Genomic DNA, 15,110 nt, shown 5'->3' with positions numbered 1-15,110 from the left:
TTCCTATCTGTCATTGAATACTCTCAAAATACCATCCCTTTTTCTTCATCAAATCCAAATGTGTTCCCTGTTCAATGATGCTTCCCCTGTTCAATACATAGATATAATCCGTATCTCGAATAGAGGAAAGTCTATGAGTAATGATAATTTGCGTTTTATTGGTAGACCTTAGGTTATCATAAATTTTCTTTTCTGTAAGCTGATCCAGATTACTGGTAGCTTCATCAAAAATAACTACCTCCGTATCGCTAAGCAGAGCTCTTGCTATGGCAATACGCTGTTTTTGACCACCTGAAATATTTTGTCCTCCTTCTCCAACAAGTGTATCCAATCCCAACGGCATACTTAAAACTTCCTCTTTTAATGCTACAATGTCTAGTACCTTCCATATTTTCTCATCCGGAGCATCACCTATAATATCAATATTCTTTCTTATACTTGCATTTAAGCACATAGGATTTTGAGTAACTACTGAAAACCATTTATAAATCTGTTCCTTCGACATTGATCTGATATCATAATTATTTATCTCAATACATCCTTGATTAATATCCACGGCACCCAGTATGGCTTTTATCAAGGTTGATTTTCCACTACCCGATAAACCAACAATAGCAATTCTCTCGCCTCGCCTAAGATCAAGAGAAACATTATTCAATGCGTATGCCTGCCCACTATTGTAGCAATATGAAACCGAACTTATTTTTAAATTTTCAAATTTTCCAGGTACAAGAACTCCCGTATGATAATTTTCTCTAAAAATCATTAGTTCCTTATAACGTAAAAGCACTTCTTTAATACTATTGATACTCGGTAACAACAATACAACGGTAGTAAAAGGTGCTGTAAAATATCCCACTAAGGTTGCATAGGCTATAAGTTGTCCTATCGTTAACCCTCCTTGCTTCACACTATAACTTCCAATCACGTAAATCATTAAAGGGAAAATCAAGTTTAAGGTTGAGGAAAAACTATTCATCAAATTACTAATTCGAGTTTTTCCCTTGAATCTTTCTATTAACTTACTATAAGAATTTTGTAAATTTGATTTAACTGCATTATCCATCCCCATACATTTTATTTCCATTATATTCTCCAGAGTATCTATCAGTTCTCCCTGTATTGTACTCTGTGAGTATATATACTCTTTCGTCTTTATGAGATTTTTACCATTTAATAAAATCATTATGGCGATCTGTATAATAGAAACAACTAGAACAAATGCAGTCAAATATGGAGATATACTGGTCATAACAGCTAAACATACCAAGGATGTAATCCCTTGGATTATAATGTTTATAAATCCATTGGTAAGAATGTCGTTCAACTGATTTATACTATTGAAACGGTTCCCTATGTCACCTGCGGAATGCCATTCAAAAAAACTTACATCCAAACGGAAAATTTTATGAATCATATTAGAAATCATTGTTTTAAAAAGTTTCATGTTAATATTCAATAAAATTTTCTGTCTTAGTAAGCTCAATACAAAATGGGCACACATAATCAGAAGAACTAAAAGTGTAATTTTCCATATATGAATTGTAATATGGGCAGAAGATAAACTATCTATTACTTTTTGCACAACCATTGGAACAGCTAATGTAATAAGTTGACACATAAGCATCAACATAATTGCAATCATAAATTGAGAGAATTTTACCTCTATTTTAAATTTGGTTTTTTTTATTTTCTTAATATTTCTACTTGGAATAACGGATACAAGAATATCCTTGTATCCGTTTTTTAATTCTAAAAAATCGACAACTCTTTTTCCATTTGCTGGATCAAACAGAATATATTTTCCTTTCTTCTTAGTTTTATCAACTACCACATAGTGGGAATCATTACACAAAATGGCTGGAAGATACTCTATTAAGTTTTTTTCTTCATGATTATACTGGTATGCAGCAAATTTAAATCCATACTTTTCTGCTAATTCTTTCATTTGAGCTAAGGTCATACCGTCTCTGCCAATCTGAATCTCTGCCCCTATGTCCACGATATCACTTTTACACCCGTAATAATTAAGAATCATTGTCAGACATGCTATGCCACAATCCATGCTTCCTAGCTGTGAAACATAATGCACTTTTTTTTGAAACATCAAGTTCCTCCCTTTGTTAAATATTACTTAGCAATTACGCTCCTAAATCTCCAGAGCCAAAATGCATGGTAATTCTGGGTACAAATCTCTTAATAGAGAGTATCCCATTCCTGAGATTCCTGTCATAAATCCTGGTATCTTATACCCATGCAAATAAGACCTTGCACAATCGTAATTTTCATTTATAATATCCATAGCAATTTGTGTTCTCGCAGACAACATCATATGTCTTACTTCTTCATCATTACATTCTTTTGAATATTCAAGTAATATTTCTGTATTCCCCAAATTCCCATGACATAGACAGTCATTATCTGTAAATCCATACATTTTTGTCGCAAATAGTGCACGTTCAATATCACATTGTACTGTTATATAATCACTACTGTCTTTAACCAGGTTATACATCTTACTTCTTGCCAATAAAATCCCTGGTGCCCCATGACACCATGCTGCCATGCATCTATTATCAGAGTTTTCTTCTTTTTTTGCCTCCTCCCGATTGTCTAACCAATTATTATATTTATCAGAATACATGGTATTTTCATATATTAATCCAGAGTGTATTGCCTTTTGATATTCAATATGAAATTGCTCATTATTTAACTTTGTAAGAGCATAAATTATACCTGTAATTCCATGTGACAGCCCAGATAAGCTCTGCCCGTTTCCGCAGCACCACTTACCCTTATTCTGATTTTTTATAAGAATGTTCCCTGCTTCGCACGCCAATTGCAAATATATATCCTTTTGAGCTAAGTGATAAAGATTAAGAAGAACAATAACGGCACCTGCATTACCATAAATCAGATCATTATTTTCATCTGCTTTCAATGCATACTCTAAAATTTTGCAATGTTTTTCTGCATATTCTAAATATTTTTGTTTTCCTGTTATCTTATATAAAACTTCGTATACATATATAACAGAAGCTTCCCCCGCATAAGCACCGCTACTTTCCTTTTCTAAATCCGTGGATCGTTCCAACATATCATCGGTATATTGAAACATCATGGTCTCAAATGCTTTGCAGGCTGCTGACAAATCCACATCAAAATCTGATTGCTGTAGTGCATTATAAAAAAGGGCAATTCCTCCTAATCCTTCATATAAATAAACCCCTAATGGTTGGATATTCCAAGAAGAATTTTCAGAATTTCCAATAGATGTTATTCCTATCCAATTTATATCCTGCCCATCATCACCATAAAAAGCTTTTTGCTCTAATGTATGTAAAATTTTTAATATGGCATTTTTTTTATATTCCTTTTGTCCATGTTCATTATCGCTTCTACTTATACAAAGTTCATTTATATCTTTTTTAGGTTTCTCAACTTTTACATCATTCAAATCTGTTAAAATTATTTTTATAAATCTAATCTGTTCTTCTCTATCTTTCTTGCCCATAGAACAGATCTTATTTCTAAGATGTTGAATACTAGACTCAGCAAAATAGTTCTTCACCACTTCCCCTTCTGATCCATAAAGATCTTCTTTTGAAGTATTGCTATAAAAATATGGAATATCCATATTCAGCATATCCTTTATTTCCAGTTTTGCAATTTCCATATTCCCTTGCATCTGTTCCACATTTTTTAACACTGCACACAAAAATAGTTGCCTATCTTTCGCATCTTGAAGAAAATCCGGATTGTATGATGTGTGCAATAGCATGGAATACCGCTGAGTATCTTGGACTAAATGCCTAACTTCAATATTTTCAAATATCGAAACATAGTTTAATATAAGCTTCTTATTGTCCAAACAAAATGTATATGCGTCAAAAAAACCTTCGCATATCTCATCTATATACTGATTAGGTTCTTTTACCTTTTCCCCCAGTCTCAGTAAATTATTACTAGCTTGAGTAATAGGTCTTTCATATTCATAATGCATATTTGATGTCCCAGCATTTTTTAATCTTGGAATCAGTATTGGATATTGCTCTCCCTCTTGGCCATTAAGAGCACTCATATTTATACCTTTTCCATTTTTAGTGTATTTATAAAAAGGCAGTACTCCAGAATACAACACTGATTCATGTATCTTATCGTAAATTTTTTCTCTACCTGATTTTTTCTTTTTGTCCCTTTTATTATCTAAGACAGTCTCGGCATCTACAACAACCGGATATCCCCCATTAGCAATAAGATTTTCAGTATGTATATCATTGACATTTAATATATAATTGCAAAAAACAAGCACTCCTATCCGATAATAATAATTCCTGACTTCAGCCTCACTGTTACAAGGAAGATTAACTACAAATTCTTCCCATCCATAGTCCCCACAATCTAAAATCAAAAATTGCTTAAAGTCCTTTTTACAATTGGAAGAAATAAACTCCAAAAATGACTGATATGCTTTCTCCACCTTCAGTCCGTGTGGTTTATAAACTATTTTTCTTCCATCTTGAAACTGAATTAAAAAAACACTATTTCCTTTCTTATGTGAATCTGAACCACTCGTTCTTATGTTTTTTACTTCAGTCCAGCCCTTTTTCCCACCAAATTTATCTTCTAAAAGTAAAGTATCCTTTTCCATTCTTTCCTGCAATAATATATAATTATTTGCCAAATTTTCCATTAATTCTATCAGCATTCTTTTAAGACCTGGATATATGGAAAATAATTCTTTTATATACTTATCATTACCAAGAAATCTCTGATTATAGTCTTTATATTCTTCTGCTTCATCATTTCCTCTAAGTTCTCCTTGTTCTTTTGCTAAATACATTTCAAAAATAAGAGTGCTTAAAGAAACATCTAAAATCCTTTCCGCTAAATTTTTCAAAAAACAGTCCTGAACTACTTTAACAATATATCCTTTTCTACTCTTTCTTTCTAAAACCCGTTTCCCATATCCCAGAAACCTGAGAACAAATTGATCAAATAATACTTTTGTTCCTTTTTTAGTCAAATAGGATATAGCCTTCTCATTACACATATCAGAATATTCCTGATTTAACGTTGCAAAGCTAATATATTTATGATTTAACGAATACTCTGAAAATAATATCTGCTCTATAGAAACCCCATAAGCCTTATCTATTAATTCAATAACATCTTTACCTAAAATGTTATTCCAATATTCTAATATTTGAGTATCTTTGATTGGAACATCCTTATAATAATTTCTTTCATAAAAATAGGAATTATTGTCACAATTATTTTTATCCATAATAATCTCCTCCATTACGTAAAAAATTTTGAATTTGCATATGATATCTATGCATAGAAGCCAAACCTATTCATTCAGTAGTCATCATACCTGTGGTTTCATACCACTCTCATAAACTAACAGCAAACAAACATAATTGTTCCCCAGTTACATTCTTTTGTTGATGTACAGAACTGAGAGCCATCGGAAACTCTTGGTTCACCAGCACCTGCGGAAAAATTGTTTAAATCCGCCTCTTTAATTTCCTTCATTACATTTCCTGCCGGATTCATAAAATTTTCTGGTCTTGTCATTGGATTTCTATAATTTTTCTTCATAAGGCACGCTCCTAACTGCTTCTTGCATAGATACCATATGTAAATTCAAAATGTCTATATCTATACGATTTAATTTTTCACAAAATACTGCAGGAATACAGAACCCTTCAGGTTCATCCTAAGATATTTATTTTTTCATTTCTCATTTCCTTAAAAGGTTCTGTTAAGTTCACTTGACTAGCAGTATGTATTTTCTCTTCTCCTTCCTTACAAACATATATTAAAATTGTTTATGATTATGATTACGGACAACATTTCTTTACATTCAATCCACCATTTTTTACCACCCTTTCCGTCTTGTTTGTTTTACCTTTACTTTTCTTTTTGATTTCATATAAACATTCTTTTTGGTTCTGTTTAGCATTTGAAACAATAGTATGGAAACCACCAAAACCCCAATTATAGACATCGCCGCAGGAGGAATTTTATATGTTATTCCATATTCGCTTCCGCATTTAGGATCAACAAGTATCATTGCAGCCTTGATTGGAAACCAATTAAGCATACTTCCTTCCATTGTTGCAAAATATCCGTAGATGAATGCAACGGCAACTCCCAGCAATGATTTTCCTTCTGCAAAAGCACAAACAATAATAATGGGAAGTACTGATATATACACCAATATGTCAGATACAATAATCTGAGCGGCTGACATCAGCATCATATGAATATTCATTCCAGAAAATCCTAAAAAAGCATTAAAACATATTGACAAAAGAGCGTTAAAAATACTAAATACTATAGTTAAAAATAAAAGCAGCCAAAATTTAGCAATAAGTAACTTTTTATATGAAATAGGTACTGTTAAAATAGATTTTAATGTATCATCTGTTGTTTCCCTGGAAATAATGTACACAGCGACTAATGTAATAATAATCGGGAAAAATAATGTACAATTACTAATAATTACCTGCTGTATAAAATACTGAAAATCCCATACTTTATTTGTGCTTGCAGTTGAATAAAAGCAACTCATTAACACAGATAGCGACATCATAACTAATCCAGCTTTTACAACTGAATATCTTTTAATTTTTAATAACTCTGTTGATATAATATTTCCCATTTAAATTACCTCGTCCATTTTTTATAAAATCTAATCATAAGCATTAAAGATAAGAACAATGTTACTCCTAATACCAAAAATGCATAAATATCTGACGGAAACATAATATATGCTTCTTTTGACAAATTATCTTTTATTACATGATCTACCAGTTTACCGCTTGTCCAGTCCATCGCACATATAACTGGAAATAGATTTAGAAATTTTGCGGTACCTTTCACTGCCATTGTTTCAAATAAACCGATAATTCCCCAATTTAGAATCGAATAAAAAAATGCCAACAATGTAGACACTAAATAGGATTTATTAAAATATACTATTATAACCACAATAGGAAGTGACGCTATCGTTATCACAAGCCCAAATATAATACTAAATCCTAGCTTGTATGCTAAATCATATATAATACCAACCTTCAATATCCATGAAAAGAATATTGTAAATGATACACTCGCCAGGCTAAAAAGAGTACCATATATAAAAAGTACACAGATCTTTGCAAGGATCATTTTGGTAATTGTCACGGGCACTGTTCTAATATTTTTAAATGTATCATTATCTCGTTCCATAAAGAACAAGATTGTCGCAAGCATTCCTATTAAACAAGGTGCAAGGAATACAAGACCATAGCCCTGTGTCATAGTAAAGGATAAATCAAACCTCATTTTCAAATAATGTGTGCTCAGATCACCAGACATCCCGTTCTTAGTTGTTATAACCACAATTAAGGGGAAAAAACATGATAATACAATCAGCATGAGCGCGATTTTCCTTCTTTTCAATTTTGTAAACTCACATCTGACTAAATCAAGCAATTCCTTCCCCTCCTGTCACTTTTTTAAAATAGTCCTCTAAAGTATCTTCACACAAATGAGCGTCCATCACGTCTACTCCTTCTTGAACAAAGGAACGAACTATATCTGGTATTGATATACTGAGATTATACACATTTATATCTTGGTTTCCTGATACCTTAAAATTTGATTCTTTATAATACACTGACAGTATTCTTGCTGCTTGGGCATTATCAGAAACCTTGAAGTGTACATATTTTCCATTTTTTTCTTCTAATTCCTTCATACTTCCCTCTTCAATGAGTACGCCTTTATCAATAATACCAATATCGTCTGCTAAAACAGCAATTTCTGAAAGTATATGGCTAGAGATCAATATAGTTTTCCCTCTATTTTTAGATAAATCTTCTATAAATGTTCTTATTTCTGCGATTCCTATCGGATCTAAGCCATTAATTGGTTCATCCAAAATTAATATTTCTGGATCATGCATTACCGCTAATGCTATAGCTAATCGCTGTTTCATTCCTAATGAATACTGCGAATATAACTTTTTATCTTTGTAGGGTAAATTAACAAGTTTTAATGCCTGTTCGATAGCATCAGTTCTTGGGATTCCTCTCAATTTCGCAAAAATTCTAAGATTTTCCGTACCTGTCAAATTAGGGTAAAATCCAGGACTTTCAATCAGTGATCCTATTCGAGGTAATATTTTTTTCTCTTCAAGCCTTATATCTCTATTAAAAATACGTATGGAACCTGATGTCGGTTCTATGAGGTTTAGCAGCATTTTCATAGTTGTGGTTTTTCCAGCTCCATTTCTCCCTAAGAGTCCATATATCTTTCCTTTTCTTACATGCATATTTAGATTGGAAACACTTTTCTGTTCTCCATATGTTTTAGTTAAATCACGTGTTTGTATAATGTATTGTGACATTTGGTTTTTCTCCTTTCAGAATCTTCTATGTTTTACAGTATAATATATTTTTCTGACAGGAACCTGACAGAAACCTGACAAGAACCTTGTAATTTATTTAATACGAAAAAGATGATACTCGAACGTATCATCTTTTTTGTTACCTTTGTATAACTGAAAATTCAATACAAAATACTGTTCCTTTACCCGGTTCACTAAATGCACTAATTGTCCCACCCATTTTCTCTAGCAATAATTTTGAAATATTTAATCCCAGTCCATTCCCTTTTCCGGATCTTCCTTTATTACACTGGTATAATCTTTCAAAAATATAATTCAAATCTTCCTTTGCTATCCCTATCCCATCATCACCTATCTCGAGTCTAAATTTACCATTCCCCTCTGATGCTGTTATTGATATGTTTGCTGCTTTGCTATGAGTAAAAATATTCTGCACAATATTATTTATAGCCCTCATATAACAATCCTCATCAATCTCAACAATTATAGCTTTCTCAGGAATTTCTATATTATATCCTATTCGATGTTCTTCTATTATAGGGATCCAATCCAAAAAAATCCTTCTGGTTTCTTCAGTAATGTCAACTGCTTTTATTTCCAACTGTTCCTCATCTGAATTAATCCTAAACCACTCGAATAACACTTCGATATATTTTTTTAAGTCATACGCCTTTTCTTTCGCTAGTCTTAGATATTGTTCCTCTTTATCTGAACTTACCAGTTTTAAATCTAGAGCGTCCAAATACCCTATTAAGGTTGTCATGGGTGTTCTGACATCATGTGATAAACTTGTCATGAGTTGCTTATTTGCTTCCAACTCTATGTTACTCTCTTCGATCCTTTTTTCATATTTATACAATATAGAATTTACTCTAAATCCAACTTGATCTATCCTATTATTTTTTTTCAATAGAAACTTTTGTTTGCTTTGACCTTTCTCTATTTCTAAAAGTATTTGATTGAACTCTTTTAGTCTTCTATTAATTTTAAACACATAAAGTGTCAATCCCAAATTATAAAATAAAAGTATGACTAGCACCACATAAAATAATTTCATTTATCTCATAACTCCTTATTGAATCTATATCCAAGACCTCTTACAGTCTGAATATACGAATTTTCTGCTGTTCGCTCTATTTTCTTTCTCAATCTGCTAATAACTGCCATTATGTTATCATCATCATATACATACTCTTCGTTCCAAACATTTTCGTATATTTGTTTCTTCGTGAGAATTTTTCCTTGATTTTTTGCAAGATATATAAGTACATCATATTCTTTTGCAGATAATTTAAGCTCTTCACCAGACAATTCTACTATGCCACTTTCTAAGTCAATTCTTAAATCGCCATATTTCAAAATTGCTTTACTAGCCATATTATTTAAACGTGTGTAACGTCTTATTAGAGATAATACTCTTGCAAAAAACTCTTCCATTTCAAAAGGTTTTGTCAAATAATCATCAGCTCCCGCCCGCAACCCTTTTACTTTTGAGGTGCTGTCATCTTTCGCTGTAAGCATTAGTATTGGTACATTACTCATGTCTCGTATTCTTTCTAAAACTTCAAAACCACTGATTCCTGGCATCATCACATCCAATACAACTAATTGATATTCCTTATCTTTTACTGATTTTATCCCATCAAAACCGTTGCATGAAATATCTGCACAAATATTTTCTTGCAAAAGACTCTCTTGCAAGAGTGTACATAAATCCCTATCATCATCAATAATTATAATATCTTTTCTCATCTCAAGCCTCCAGTAATATGTATATCTCTTCAAATTGATTGCAACAATTATATTGGTAATTATTTTATCACTATATTAACCGTTTGTATCTTACAATATTCTTGTAATTCATATATCGAACCATTTTGGCTAACTCTTTATATATCAAATTTTTATTTCTTCATCTCAACTTGACAAACCTCTACAATTAAAAAAAATTCACCCATACTAGAATAATCTGACAACGATTCCAGGTAGGGGAACATATTCTGGTCCGAATCTTAACTATCCCGGGAGATTCCCCAGAAACGCTCTCCATCCATGCAGATGTAAAAATCGTGGAAGGCAACACCAGCAAAGAAAATCTGAAAAGTTGTCGGGTACAGGGAAAATATGCCGGAACGGTGGAAGACATCCACAAAGGAACTGTTTTTGTCCGGTTAGAATTGGGCGTCAACGCCATTGCTCACAGTTGCTACGACAGCCGCACCGTTGGGAAGAAAGATAAGGTGTCCTTTGTTGTGACACATATTGATGAAGAACGGAATGTTGCAGTGGGGATTATCACTCGTATTATTAAACAGAGTATTTAACAGTCCATAATGTGAAAGGTAGGAAATCAACTGAACGCTTTCCTACCTTTTCTGTTATCTTTTCTCACCCTCATACTCAATTTTCAAACCAAAAATATATTGCAGTTTATGAAGCAAAAGAACAAATACAATGCCCATATATTAATTTATAAAATTCTTTTATTAGTAGATATACTCTATTTTATTCTATCTATCAGACTCTCTCTCTTGTAAAAATTAATAATTATATAGGCAAATATCATTTGAACAATAATAAGTATTGAAAAATATACCGTCATTTCTTTAAATGGGAAGTGATATATCACTTTTCCAAAAACACTAAAGGAACTAAATACATTACACAGTATAATCCCAAAAATAGTTCCAAAAATCAAAGAAATTGAAATCGAACCAACGGAATATAAGATTCCCTCTTTTACTACTATAGATGATAATTGTTTATCAGTTAGACCTACACATTGTAGCATTCCATATTCTCGTTTACGTGTTGCCATATTTGAAAACAGCATATTTAGCAAATTAACAATACCAAAAATTCCTACAAATATAACTAAACCATAAACTGGCTTTCTATATGCATCTATCCTTTGTTTATATGAAGCAGCAACATCATCTATGGTAGTAAATTGGATAGGCATTTCATTTTGAAACATCTTTCTAATCATATCTTCTGTTTTTGAAACATTTGTATCACTTGTTGTTTTTATACTCAATTGATAAGTTAAATTTAATACATCTTTTCTTAATTCTTCCATATTAGATAAAGGCATATACACCATATTGTAGCCGCCATAATCAGCACCATTTTCTACAATTCCTACAACCTCATATTTTACTGGTACACCCTCGCTATCTAAAATATTAATTGTATCACCAATTTTAACTTCCCAATCCCATAAAGTTTCCCACTCACTTGCTTCCGAAACTACAATTCCATTTTTCTGTTGCATTTTCTTAAAATCTATTTCACCATCTACTAAAAATTTCTTTAAATTAGTAATATCCCCCGATTGTATTCCGTCCACAACAAAAATATCTGTATCGCCATTCGGTAATGTTATGTCACAAACTGTTCCTTTATACTGTTTAATTGATTCGACAGCTTGCATATCCTCTAATTTTTTTAGCAACTCTTGATTTAAAATATTATTTTTTTGTAAATCAAAATATTGTTTACTCGTATAAGACTGTGGTCCGTATGTTCCAAGTTCAATTTTTATTTCACCATTTGGCATTGATTTTTTTGCCATATTATATGGATCAATAGAATTTAAGTAGGAAGAGCTAGCCATAAGAACTATTCCACAAATTCCTAAAGAAAGTATTGTTAAAAACGTTTTTTTCTTATTACGCTGCACACTTAACAATGCTAATCTCCACAATGTAATTTTTTTATATGAATGTTTCCTATTTATATTTACCTCTGTATCTGCAAAATATCGTAATGCTTCTATTGGAGAGGCTGCAGATGCTATTTTTGCTGGTTTATAAAGAGATAACATTACAACAAAATAAACAAACGCACTCGCCATACCTGATATTAAAATAGTATTCACTAAATACCATCCTTTTGGTTGAATAAAGTAAGCTATAATACCCCCAAAAACACATCCCCAAAAACAACCTTTTAGAGTTAAAACATTCCCTTCTATTTTTATTATTTTTCTGATTTGCTTTTTAGTCATACCCAATGTTCTCATCTGTCCATATTTTCCAATTCTCTCCAAAACAGAAACAAAAAATATACTATAAATAACTATACTTGATATAATTGCAATGACTAAACTCACGCCCAAAATAACACTTATATATTGAATACTTTTCTGACTAATAAGAGAAAAATAATAAGATGAATAAACAATGCTATCCTTTGGTACATCTAATTGTTGTGCTATTTTATCAATTTCACTCTTTATTCCGGCTTCGTTCCAGCCTTGAGTATCGTTAATTTTAAAATATATGCTATATAAAGCCCCTGGCATTTTTCTTTCAATCAATTTATCAGATACATATATCGAATGTGTATCTGCAGTACTCTGCATAGGTAAAATTCCTGCAATAACATAGCTTTCTTTTCCATCTCCTAAATCTATCTCTATAGAATCACCTATTTTGGCCTTTGATTGAACCTCTTCTAAATATGAATCAGTTACTACAACTTCTTTTTCCATTTCAGGTAATTTCCCCTTTAATTCGGGATATCTTCCTAACTTTAGTAACGACTCTGTCATTGTTCTTATAGTAATTTTATAAGTCCCCTGGTTTAATGTCCCCAGTGTTCTAGTTTCTCCCATTTCAACATTCTTCATGGCTTTCATTTTATTGACAACCTTAGAATTAACATCCATAAATGTCGCTTGATACCGACCTTCAGCATCTTGAATTGAAAAACGTTGTGTTTGTACAAAATAAAGTGTTACCACTATAATTAATGCTGTTGACAATATTATCGTTAAAATGCCACAAAACTTCTTTAACCTCACACTATTCAAATCCTGTCTTGCTAAATGCCCTATTACCTTTTTTTCATTATTGCCTTTCATTTTTCCTACCTCAATTCTATATAAATTTACGAAAAATCCCATTTTCAAAACCAAATTCTGATTTTGAAAATGGGTTTTTCCTAGCACATCTTACTGCTCTGGTGATAACCAATAAGTACCGTCTAAGCAATCAGTTAAGCAATCTTTTCTCAGTTTACCGTAGCAAATAATGACGAGATCATACGCATTAACTTCTGCCTCTGTTAATTCCTTATTCTCTTTATGTTCCAGCATTTTGACTCCTCCTCCTAATATATAAGTGTAGGGTTTCAGTACCCAACAGCCAGTTGGGACTTAATCCTCTCATTGTTTAAGCTGTATAATGATTAGGCATCGGTCTGACGACACCTCCTAGGACCATTGGCGTCCGTACGAAAGCCTGTCAGCCAGCCTGTCATTGCAGCCGTTCGATTTATGCAGGTTGAACTACTACTTCACGTTCGTTTGATACCCCAGGAGATTGAATAGGCAATGAGAAATGCTGGAATCCATGCAAATTCACTTTTGGAGGTACGTAGAATGTACAACGCAGTAGGTATTGATGTTTCAAAGGGTAAAAGCACCGTTGCAGTCCTGCAGCCTGGCGGCACTGTGATCCGCAAGCCCTTTGATGTCTCCCACACATCCCAAAACCTCAATGAACTGGCAGATTATTTGAGTTCATTAGACGGCACCACAAAGATCGTTATGGAGTGTACGGGTAGATATCATGAGCCTATGATAAAGGCTCTATCCGAGGCTGGATTGTTTATTTCCATTGTAAATCCTCACCTGATTAAAAACTTTGGCAACAACTCCCTGCGCAAGGTGAAATCGGATCCGGCGGATGCCCGCAAAATTGCCCGCTATACGCTTGACAACTGGACGGAACTGCGCCAATATTCAGGTATGGACAATACACGTACTCAGTTAAAAACTTTAAACTCTCAATTCAGCTTCTTTATGAAACAAAAGGTTGCCGCAAAAGCAAATCTGATTGCACTGTTGGATAATACTTATCCTGGTGTAAACAAACTCTTTGACAGCCCCACCCGTGAGGACGGGAGTGAAAAATGGGTTGACTATGCTTATTCTTTCTGGCATGCGGATTGTGTCCGCAAGATTGGGTTAAAGGCATTTACAGAACGCTACATGTCTTTCTGTAAGAAGCACCACTATATCTTTCAGCAGGACAAGCCAGAAAAACTGTTTAATGCCTCGAAGGAGTTGGTTGCCGTCTTTCCAAAGGAGAAGACTTATAAGCTGTTGATCCAGCAAAGCATCCAGCAGTTAAATCTTGCCTCCGAACATGTAGAACGACTCCGCAGGGAAATGAACGAACTGGCATCCACACTTCCAGAATACAGCACCGTAATGGGCATCTATGGCGTTGGGAAAACCTATGGTCCCCAGCTCATCGCTGAGATCGGCGATGTATCCCGGTTTACCCACAGGGAAGCACTGACCGCCTTTGCGGGCGTAGACCCCGGTGTTGATGAATCCGGCCAGCACAAGTCAAAGAGCAACAGGGCTTCAAAGGTCGGATCCGCAAGGCTGCGCAAAACATTGTTTCAGATCATGACAACCTTGTTGCAAAATGCTCCTGAAGCCGATCCGGTGTACCGTTTTCTTGACAAAAAACGGTCTCAGGGAAAGCCTTACTATGTCTACATGACAGCCGGAGCGAATAAGTTCTTACGCATTTACTATGGTAAAGTCAAAGAATGTCTGCGGAACTTAGAACAGACAGAATAACACCCTTTTCTATATCACCACTTTCAAAGCCGGCATTTCTGGCGGCTTAAAAGTTATGCACAAAATATCAAATCGGATTTTTGAAATTTTCTTCAAAAAAACACTTGA

General features: G+C 33.3%; 12 protein-coding genes. 2 read left to right on the top strand and 10 right to left on the bottom strand.

Going from position 1 to position 15,110, the window contains the following annotated elements:
• Window positions 1-10: 10 nt before the first annotated feature.
• The 8 genes from NQ550_RS04165 to NQ550_RS04130 form a co-directional block, all read right to left on the bottom strand.
• A complete protein-coding gene (locus NQ550_RS04165; RefSeq protein WP_025580955.1) occupies window positions 11-2,107 on the bottom strand; it encodes a peptidase domain-containing ABC transporter in 2,097 nt (698 codons plus the stop codon).
• Between the two features lie 42 nt (window positions 2,108-2,149).
• Entirely contained in the window at window positions 2,150-5,287 is a 3,138-nt protein-coding gene (locus tag NQ550_RS04160) for a type 2 lanthipeptide synthetase LanM family protein (RefSeq protein WP_025580956.1), read from the bottom strand.
• A gap of 116 nt (window positions 5,288-5,403) precedes the next feature.
• Window positions 5,404-5,604 (bottom strand): plantaricin C family lantibiotic, encoded by a 201-nt coding sequence (locus tag NQ550_RS04155; RefSeq protein ID WP_025580957.1) that lies wholly within the window; start codon window positions 5,602-5,604, stop codon window positions 5,404-5,406.
• A 280-nt stretch (window positions 5,605-5,884) separates the two neighbouring features.
• Complete coding sequence (locus NQ550_RS04150) at window positions 5,885-6,670, bottom strand: ABC transporter permease (protein WP_025580958.1); 786 nt, start codon at window positions 6,668-6,670, stop codon at window positions 5,885-5,887.
• Window positions 6,671-6,675: 5 nt separating this feature from the next.
• Complete coding sequence (locus tag NQ550_RS04145) at window positions 6,676-7,428, bottom strand: ABC transporter permease (RefSeq protein WP_259839324.1); 753 nt, start codon at window positions 7,426-7,428, stop codon at window positions 6,676-6,678.
• A gap of 49 nt (window positions 7,429-7,477) precedes the next feature.
• Window positions 7,478-8,401: an ABC transporter ATP-binding protein gene (locus tag NQ550_RS04140; protein ID WP_025580960.1), complete on the bottom strand. Its 924-nt coding sequence runs from the start codon at window positions 8,399-8,401 to the stop codon at window positions 7,478-7,480.
• A gap of 139 nt (window positions 8,402-8,540) precedes the next feature.
• Window positions 8,541-9,458: a sensor histidine kinase gene (locus NQ550_RS04135; RefSeq protein ID WP_025580961.1), complete on the bottom strand. Its 918-nt coding sequence runs from the start codon at window positions 9,456-9,458 to the stop codon at window positions 8,541-8,543.
• A 5-nt stretch (window positions 9,459-9,463) separates the two neighbouring features.
• A complete protein-coding gene (locus NQ550_RS04130; RefSeq protein ID WP_025580962.1) occupies window positions 9,464-10,153 on the bottom strand; it encodes a response regulator transcription factor in 690 nt (229 codons plus the stop codon).
• Window positions 10,154-10,470: 317 nt separating this feature from the next.
• Here NQ550_RS04130 and NQ550_RS04125 point away from each other — a divergent pair, with 317 nt between their 5' ends.
• On the top strand, window positions 10,471-10,725 hold the full coding sequence (locus NQ550_RS04125; RefSeq protein ID WP_226824571.1) for a hypothetical protein: 255 nt from the start codon (window positions 10,471-10,473) through the stop codon (window positions 10,723-10,725).
• 176 nt (window positions 10,726-10,901) lie between these two features.
• On the opposite strand, the gene NQ550_RS04120 is transcribed toward NQ550_RS04125, so the two are convergent.
• Both NQ550_RS04120 and NQ550_RS04115 read right to left on the bottom strand, forming a co-directional pair.
• Window positions 10,902-13,268 carry an ABC transporter permease gene (locus NQ550_RS04120; protein ID WP_161276371.1) on the bottom strand — a complete coding sequence of 789 codons (2,367 nt, stop codon included), beginning with the start codon at window positions 13,266-13,268 and terminating at the stop codon, window positions 10,902-10,904.
• A gap of 90 nt (window positions 13,269-13,358) precedes the next feature.
• Complete coding sequence (locus NQ550_RS04115; RefSeq protein WP_173684410.1) at window positions 13,359-13,502, bottom strand: hypothetical protein; 144 nt, start codon at window positions 13,500-13,502, stop codon at window positions 13,359-13,361.
• Between the two features lie 285 nt (window positions 13,503-13,787).
• Between NQ550_RS04115 and NQ550_RS04110 the strand changes: the two genes are divergently transcribed.
• Window positions 13,788-15,002, top strand: coding sequence for an IS110 family RNA-guided transposase (locus NQ550_RS04110; RefSeq protein ID WP_025581337.1), 1,215 nt, complete (start codon window positions 13,788-13,790; stop codon window positions 15,000-15,002).
• The last annotated feature ends 108 nt before the right edge of the window (window positions 15,003-15,110 follow it).

Source organism: Blautia wexlerae DSM 19850, from assembly GCF_025148125.1.
In the GTDB taxonomy this organism is placed as follows: Bacteria; Bacillota; Clostridia; order Lachnospirales; family Lachnospiraceae; genus Blautia_A; species Blautia_A wexlerae.
The sequence above is the reverse complement of the archived record's forward strand: the minus strand, read 5'-3'. Positions and strand labels throughout refer to the sequence as shown.

Excerpts from the sequence above, each read along its gene's own strand:
- NQ550_RS04165 (WP_025580955.1), bottom strand. The coding sequence starts at position 2,107 with ATGTTTCAAAAAAAAGTGCATTATGTTTCACAGCTAGGAAGCATGGAT.
- NQ550_RS04160 (WP_025580956.1), bottom strand. The coding sequence starts at position 5,287 with ATGGATAAAAATAATTGTGACAATAATTCCTATTTTTATGAAAGAAAT.
- NQ550_RS04155 (WP_025580957.1), bottom strand. The coding sequence starts at position 5,604 with ATGAAGAAAAATTATAGAAATCCAATGACAAGACCAGAAAATTTTATG.
- NQ550_RS04150 (WP_025580958.1), bottom strand. The coding sequence starts at position 6,670 with ATGGGAAATATTATATCAACAGAGTTATTAAAAATTAAAAGATATTCA.
- NQ550_RS04145 (WP_259839324.1), bottom strand. The coding sequence starts at position 7,428 with ATGCTGATTGTATTATCATGTTTTTTCCCCTTAATTGTGGTTATAACA.
- NQ550_RS04140 (WP_025580960.1), bottom strand. The coding sequence starts at position 8,401 with ATGTCACAATACATTATACAAACACGTGATTTAACTAAAACATATGGA.
- NQ550_RS04135 (WP_025580961.1), bottom strand. The coding sequence starts at position 9,458 with ATGAAATTATTTTATGTGGTGCTAGTCATACTTTTATTTTATAATTTG.
- NQ550_RS04130 (WP_025580962.1), bottom strand. The coding sequence starts at position 10,153 with ATGAGAAAAGATATTATAATTATTGATGATGATAGGGATTTATGTACA.
- NQ550_RS04120 (WP_161276371.1), bottom strand. The coding sequence starts at position 13,268 with ATGAAAGGCAATAATGAAAAAAAGGTAATAGGGCATTTAGCAAGACAG.
- NQ550_RS04115 (WP_173684410.1), bottom strand. The coding sequence starts at position 13,502 with ATGCTGGAACATAAAGAGAATAAGGAATTAACAGAGGCAGAAGTTAAT.
- NQ550_RS04110 (WP_025581337.1), top strand. The coding sequence starts at position 13,788 with ATGTACAACGCAGTAGGTATTGATGTTTCAAAGGGTAAAAGCACCGTT.